The 7,020-nt window shown below is 71.8% G+C and carries 3 protein-coding genes; 1 reads left to right on the top strand and 2 read right to left on the bottom strand.

The window, feature by feature from the left end; all coding sequences use genetic code 11:
* Positions 1 to 1,930, bottom strand: a 1,930-nt coding sequence (locus tag MKK51_RS03815) for a condensation domain-containing protein (protein WP_243975074.1), incomplete at its 3' end; no start/stop codon positions are given.
* Positions 1,931 to 6,817, bottom strand: a complete 4,887-nt coding sequence (locus MKK51_RS03810) for a non-ribosomal peptide synthetase (protein ID WP_243975073.1) — start codon at positions 6,815 to 6,817, stop codon at positions 1,931 to 1,933.
* An 84-nt stretch (positions 6,818 to 6,901) separates the two neighbouring features.
* Here MKK51_RS03810 and MKK51_RS27505 point away from each other — a divergent pair.
* Positions 6,902 to 7,020, top strand: a 119-nt coding sequence (locus tag MKK51_RS27505; RefSeq protein ID WP_409565609.1) for a phosphopantetheine-binding protein, incomplete at its 3' end; no start/stop codon positions are given.

Here is a 7,020-nt window from a genome sequence, read left to right as displayed (position 1 = left end):
CCCCCCCCCCCCTCCCCGCCTCTCCCATTCCGGACTCTTGCATCCCGGCCTCTTCCGCCAGCCCGTCGAGGGCGCTGCCCTGCACCATGAGCAGGCGGGCGCCGGCATCTCGCAGGCGGGCGGCGGGACGCGCCCGTGGCTCCGCCGGGTCGACGGGCAGGAACGCGCCCCCGGCCCTCAGGATGGCGACGAAGGCGGCGTTCTGGTCCGGCCCGCGCGGCAGGGCCACGCCGACCACGGCCTCGGGGCCGATACCCTCCCGGATCAGCCGGTGGGCGAGGCGGTTGGCGGCCCGGTCGAGTTCCCCGAACGTGGTGGTGTGCGCACCGCAGATCACCGCCGGTGCCTCGGGATCGGCCAAGGCCGCCGCGCCGATCAGCTCCGGCACCAGCCCCTCCGACAGCGGCATCCCGTCCGCGTAGGGCGAGGACAGAGCCGCCAGGGAAGCGGTCGAGACCAGCGGCAGGGCATCGACGCGGCCGCCGCCCGCCTCCACCGCGCCGCGCAGCAGGGTGAGGAAGCCGTCGCGCATCCGCTCCATGGTGTCCCGCTGGAACAGGTCGCGGGCATAGCCGAACGACCCGTGCAAGGCTCCGCCAGCCTCCGCCACCGTCTCCAGCACGAGATCGAACTGGACGTTGCCGGTGCCGCGTCCGAAGGGCGACACGACGAGATCGCCCACCGTGAACCGGGACGGTCCTTCGACCCGGTGGCTGTGCATCACCTGGACGACGGGGGTGTGACTCACGGTCCGGCGGGTCTGGAGCGCCTCGACCAGACGCTCGAAGGGCAGGTCCTGGTGCCCTTGAGCGTCCACCATGGCGTCGCGCACGGCCCGCACGTGGTCGAGGACGCTGGCACCCGGATCGACGACGACTCGGATCGCCAGGGTGTTGACGAACAGGCCTACCAGCCCCTCCGTCTCCGGCCGGTTGCGGTTGGCCACCGGCACGCCGATGCGCAGATCCGCCTCGCCGGTATAGCGCCGAAGCACCAGGGACAGGATGGCCAGCAGGACCATCGCCGTCGTGGCGCCGGCCTGCCGCGCCAGGGATTCGAGGCGGGCGGCGACATCGGCATCGACCGCGAAATCCACCGCCGCGCCGCGAAAACTCTGGACCGCCGGGCGCGGGCGGTCGGCCGGCAGGGGGATCACGCTCTCCGTCGCCCCGAGGCGGTCCCGCCACCAGCCGAGCTGGCGCTCGAGTTCGCCCGCCTCCAGCCAGTCCCGCTGCCAGCGCGCGTAATCGGCATAGGCGATCGGCAGCGGCGGCAAGATCGACGGCACCGGTACGCCCGCATCCTCGCCCGCCGCATAGAGCCGCATCAGGTCGGCGAGCAGGATCTCCACCGAGCGGCCGTCGGAGACGAGGTGGTGCATGGTCAGGAGCAGGACGTGGCGCTCGGCCTCCATCCGCACCAGCACGGCCCGGAACAGGGGCGGTGCGGCCAGGTCGAAAGGCCGCCGTGCTTCCTCCCGCGACAGGGAAGCGAGGCGTTCCTCGGCGAAGGCGGGATCCTCGGTCTCCAGCGAAACGTGCCGGAGGCTCGCCGCGACGAAGGCCGCGGTAACGGCTCCGACGTCGTCGGTCCCGCCGACCCGGAACCCCGTCCTCAGGGCCGGGTGCCGCGCCACGAGGGCGTCGAGGGCTCGCGCCAGGGCGTCCCGGTCGAGGGGCCCGGCGAGCTCGAGCCCACCGGCGATATGGAGGAGGGCCGCATCGCCGCCCATGCGCCCGATGAGCCACAGCCGCTCCTGCGCGTAGGACAGGGGCGCGACCGTCTCCGGGCCGGCCTCCTCCTCACATGCCACGATCGGCAACCGCGCGAAATCGATGCCGCGGGAAGCCAGGGCATCCAGGAAGAGGCGGCGCTTGTCGGCGGGAAGCCGGCCGAAGCGGCGGCTGAGATCGGCGGCTTGGCCAGTCATTCAGGCCTCCAGATCGGCGAGAAGGGCGTCCATGTCGGACAGGTCGTCCGCCTCCTCCCGCCCGGCGCCCGCCGTTTCGCTCGACGTCACGGCGAGGGCGTAGCCGCGCAGAGTCGGCGCCTCGAACAGGGCACGGATCGGCACGGTGACGCCGAGACGCTGCTTCACCCGCATGGCGAGCTGTGCCGCAGTGAGGGAATGGCCGCCGAGGGCGAAGAAGTCGTCGTCGCGACCGACCGCGTCGACCTCCAGCACCTCGCGCCAGATCTCGGCCAGGGCGATCTCCATGGCTCCCTCGGGAGCGGCCGACCCTCGCGACATGGCGAGGGGCGCCGGCAGGGCTCGCAGATCGAGCTTGCCGTTCGGGGTCAGCGGCAGGGCGGTGACGACCAGGATATAGGCCGGCACCATATGGGCCGGTAGCCGGCGAACGATCGCCTCGCGCAGGGACTCCGTGTCGATCCCGTCACCGACCACATAGGCGACGAGGTGCCGGTCCCCGGCGGATTCCCTGAGGATGACGGCGGAATCGATGACGCCGGGTTCCGCGCGCAGGGCGGCGGCGATCTCCCCCGTCTCGATCCGGAAGCCGCGCAGCTTCACCTGTCCGTCGGCCCGCCCGAGATAGGCCAGCGTGCCGTCCGACCGCCGCAGGGCGAGATCGCCGCTGCGATAGACGCGGGCGCCCGGTGGTCCGAACGGGTCCGGCACGAAGCGCTCCGCCGTCAGCGCGGCCCGCCCGAGATAGCCCTGCGCCAGACCGGCGCCGCCCACATGAATCTCGCCCGCCACCCCATCGGGAACGGGATCAAGGGCGGCGTCGAGCAGGTGCAGGGTGAGGTCGGGAAGCGCCTCGCCGATGGGACTGTCCGCTCCCTCCGCGTCGGTGGCGACGAGGGGCCGATAGGTCACGTGAACCGTCGTCTCGGTGATGCCGTACATGTTCACGAGACGGGGCGCCGCGTCACCGAAACGGTCGAACCACGGCTTCAGCCCGGCGACGTCGAGGGCTTCTCCGCCGAACACGACGTGGCGCAGGGCCAGGTCCCTCGGCCCGGCGAGCGCCGCCTGCATCAGCGGCCGGAAGGCGGACGGGGTCTGATTCAGGACCGTCACGCCCTCGCGGACGAGGAGGTCGAGGAACGCGTCCGCCGCTCGTGCCACCTCGCGCGGCACCACGACGAGACGCCCGCCGTGACAGAGCGCGCCAAAAATCTCCCAGACGGAGAAATCGAACCCGTAGGAATGGAACAGCGTCCAGACATCGTCCTCGGCGAAGCCGAAATCGTCCTGCGTGGTAGTCAGCAGTCGCGCCGCATTGGCATGAGTGACGACGACGCCCTTCGGCCGGCCGGTGGAGCCCGACGTGTAGATCACGTAGGCCGGCTGCTCCGGGTGAGGAGCGGCAGGCAGTGGAGTGTTTTCGTCGCCGGACGCCGCCGGCCCGTCCATCAGGATCGGCCTAGGGCCGCCCTCGGGCAGGCTGTCGACGAGGCCGGCCGTGGCGAGTATGTGCCGGGCCCCGCAATCGGCGAGCATGAAGGCGAGGCGGTCGGCCGGATAGGCCGGATCGAGGGGAACATAGCCGGCTCCGCTCTTCAGGATCGCCAGGATACCGACGACGAGGGAGATCGAGCGCTCAGCGCAGAGGCCGACGAGATCGCCCGACCGCACGCCTTCGCGAACGAGGTGCCGCGCGAGGCCCGCCGCCCTGGCCTCGATCTCGGCATAGGTCACCTGCTCGCCCTCGCACGTGACGGCCACGGCCCGGGGGCGCAGACTGGCCTGCCGGGCGATCCTGAGATGGATCGCGGGCTCCGCCGGCGATGGCCGGAGGGCGGCGGCCCGATGCCGCGTCGCCTCGATTTCGTCGGACGGGACGAGGGAGAGGGCATCGAGGGGCGCGTCGGCCGCATCCACCAGGGCATCGAGGACGTGCAGCACCTGTGCGTCGAGGCGCCGGACCTCGGCGGACGAGATCCGGGCCCGGTCGATGCTCCAGTTCAGGCGCGGCGTGCCGTCGAGGAGCAGCGACAGGGTGAGGGGAACGTCCGTCGCTTCGAGGGTCGTGACCGGGCCGAATTCCAGCCCGCCGAGGCTGCGGTCGCGGACCACGGCGTCGAGGGGGTAGTTCTCGACGACGAGAAGGCTGTCGAACAGCGGTTGCCCGCTGCGCCCCGCCCAGGCCTGGATGTCGGCGAGCGAAGCGAGATCGTGCTCGCGCAGGGCCGCCGCCTCGCCCTGCAGCCGACGCAGCCAATCCCCGACGTTCAGATGTCCGGGAAGGTCGACGCAGCGCGGCACCGTGTTGATGAACAGGCCGAGCACCCCGTGCATCCCCCCGTCGTCCGGCGGTCGGCCGGACCCGGTGGTGCCGAAGGCCACCGTGGAGCGTCCGGTGAAGCGGCTCAGGGTCAGCGCCCAGGCCGCCTCGAACAGGGTGTTCAGCGTCACCTTCTCGCGGCGGACGAAGGCCTCGAGGCGGTCGGTCCGCTCCTCGCCGAGGGCGGTGTCGATGGCCATGTGTCCGCTTGCCCCCGTCTCGCCGGACAGGGCCGGGGCGAGGAGGCTCGGCTCGTCCAGCCCGGCCAGGGCCCCGCGCCAGAACGCCTCGTCGGCGCCCCGGTCGCTGTGCGACAGGCGGGTCAGATGCTCGCGGAACAGGCGGCTTGGCGCCTCGACCACCTCTCCGGCATAGTGGCGCAGCACCTCGGAGATCAGGCGCGCATTGCTCCATCCATCGAGGAGAAGATGGTGGCAGGTCCAGATCAGCCGATGCACGTCTTGGCCGAGATCGACCAGGAGGAGCCGCATGAGCGGCGCCTGCGCGAGATCGAAGCCGCGGGCGCGTTCGGCCCGTGCCAGTGCATCGAGATCGGTGTCGGCGCGGTCGCTCAGGTCGAGCCGGGCAATGGGCAACTCGGCCGAGGCATGTACGCGCTGGAGCGGAACGGCGAGGTCGCCGGTCCAGAGGAAGCTCGTACGCAGGATCGGATGGCGGTCGACGCTCGCGCGCCAGGCCGCCGCGAACCGGTCGGGATCGAGGTTGCGGATCGTGACCCCGAGTTGATTGACGTAGAGACCCGCGTCCGGCGCGGCCAGCGCGTGGAACAGGATGCCGCCCTGCGTCGGGGTCAGCGGATAGATGTCCCTCACATCCCGCAGATCGAGGCCGTCGATCCGGTCCTGCGTGAGGGCAGCCAGGGGGAAATCGGACGGTGTCGCGCCGCCGGCCATGGGGTCGAGGCCGTGCTCGGCGAGGGCGGAGAACGCGGCGTCGAGCCTTTCGGCCAAGCAGTCGATGGTGGGCCCGTCGAAACGGGCGGCGCTGTAGCCGAGGCGCAGGGTGACCGCGCCGTCCCGCAGGAAGCTGTCGACGATGAGCTCGGCGCCGAGCGGAGCGGCGGGATCCGCCGACAGCCGCATCGATTCGGCATCGATGGAGAACAGGGCACCGGCGTCGATGTCGGCGACGGTGCCGAGGTGATTGAACGTCACCTCCGGCCAGGGTTGGGCCGATAGCGTCGCGCGCTCCGATTTTGGGCCGAGGTAGCGCAGAACCGAATAGCCCGAGCCGTCCCCGGGGAGGGTCCGCACTGCTTCCTTTGCCGACTTCACATCGCGCCCGACGTCGCTCGACATCGACAGGGTGAGAGGAACCAGGGTGGTGAACCAGCCGATGGTCCGATCGAGGGGAAGGTTCGCGGCGTCCTCGTCACGCCCGTGGCGCTCCAAGGTGACGCCCAGGGATTTCTGCTCCGACCAGGCGGCGACGGCGCGGGAAAGGCCGGCGAGGAGCACCTCGTCGAGCCGCATCCCGTAGGCCGCGCGCAGGCGGTCGAGCCCCGGCATGAGGGACGGGTCGAGGACGAGGATCCTCGTCGCGGCGTGGTTCTGGTCACGCGCGCCTTCGGGTCGGTCGACGGGAAGGCGGGTGGCCGAAGGCACGGGCGCCCATGCCTCGCTCCGACCGGCGAGCTCCGCCGCCCGATCACGCAGGCGGTGAGCCCAGGCCCGGAAGGGCGTCGCGGCGGCGAGCGCCGAGGCATCGCCCCGATAGAGCAGGTCCAGGTCGGAGACGAGGATGCGCCATGACACCGCATCCACCACGAGGTGATGGGCCGTGAGCAGCAGGCGCTGACGCCCGTCGGGGAAGTTCGCCAGGATGGCGGCGAAGACACGGCCATCGGCGAGATTGAGGCTGCGCTCGGCGGCGAGGAAACAGGTCCGCGCCTCGGCGTCGCTTTCCACATCGACGATGGCCAGCGGCTCGGCGAGCATGGCGGGCGATACCGGCTCCTGGATCCAGGCTCCGGTCGCATCGTGGCCGAAGGCGTAGCGCAGCGCTTCGTGATGGGCCACCAGGGCGGCCAGTGCGGCGCCGAGGCGATCGGCGTCGAGCCTCACGCGGGCATCGAGTTCGAGGGACTGGTTCCAATGGTCCCGGCGTCCCATCGGCTGTTCGAAGAACCAATGCTGGATGGGCGTGAGCGGAGCGGGGCCTTCCGGCACGGACACCGCTGCCGCATTCCCATCTGGCCGGGCGATGACGCGGGCCAGGGCGGCCACGGTCTGGTGCTCGAAGATCTGGCGCGGCGTCGCGGCAAAGCCCGCTTCGCGCAGGCGCGCGACGATCTGCAGGCTGAGGATGGAATCGCCGCCCGCCTCGAAGAAGTTCAGGTCCGGTGGGATGGCGGGGAGGCCCAGCGCCTTGGCCCAGATGTCGGCCACCACCGTCTCGGTGGGGGTGAGCGGGCGCGAGGCGCCGTTCGGCGTCTCCGCCGGCGGCGCGGGCTCCGGCAGGGCCGCCCGGTCGAGCTTGCCGTTGGGCGTCAGCGGCAACCGATCCAGCGCCACGATCCGGCTCGGCACCATGTAGTCCGGCAACCGCCGGGCCAGATCCGCCCGGAGCCCGCGCCGCCGGCGGAGACGCCGAACGGCGCCTCGCGCCCGCTCACCCCCACCGAGACGGTGGTGGCCGACATCTGGGCCAAGGCGCTGGGCCTCCCCGCCATCCCACCGGACCTGAACTTCTTCGATGCGTGCGGCGATTCCATCCGCAGCCTGCAGCTCGCCGCGCGCCTGCGCGA

It is taken from the genome of Methylobacterium sp. E-045 (genome assembly GCF_022829685.1).
GTDB lineage: Bacteria > Pseudomonadota > Alphaproteobacteria > Rhizobiales > Beijerinckiaceae > Methylobacterium.
The sequence above is the reverse complement of the archived record's forward strand: the minus strand, read 5'-3'. Positions and strand labels throughout refer to the sequence as shown.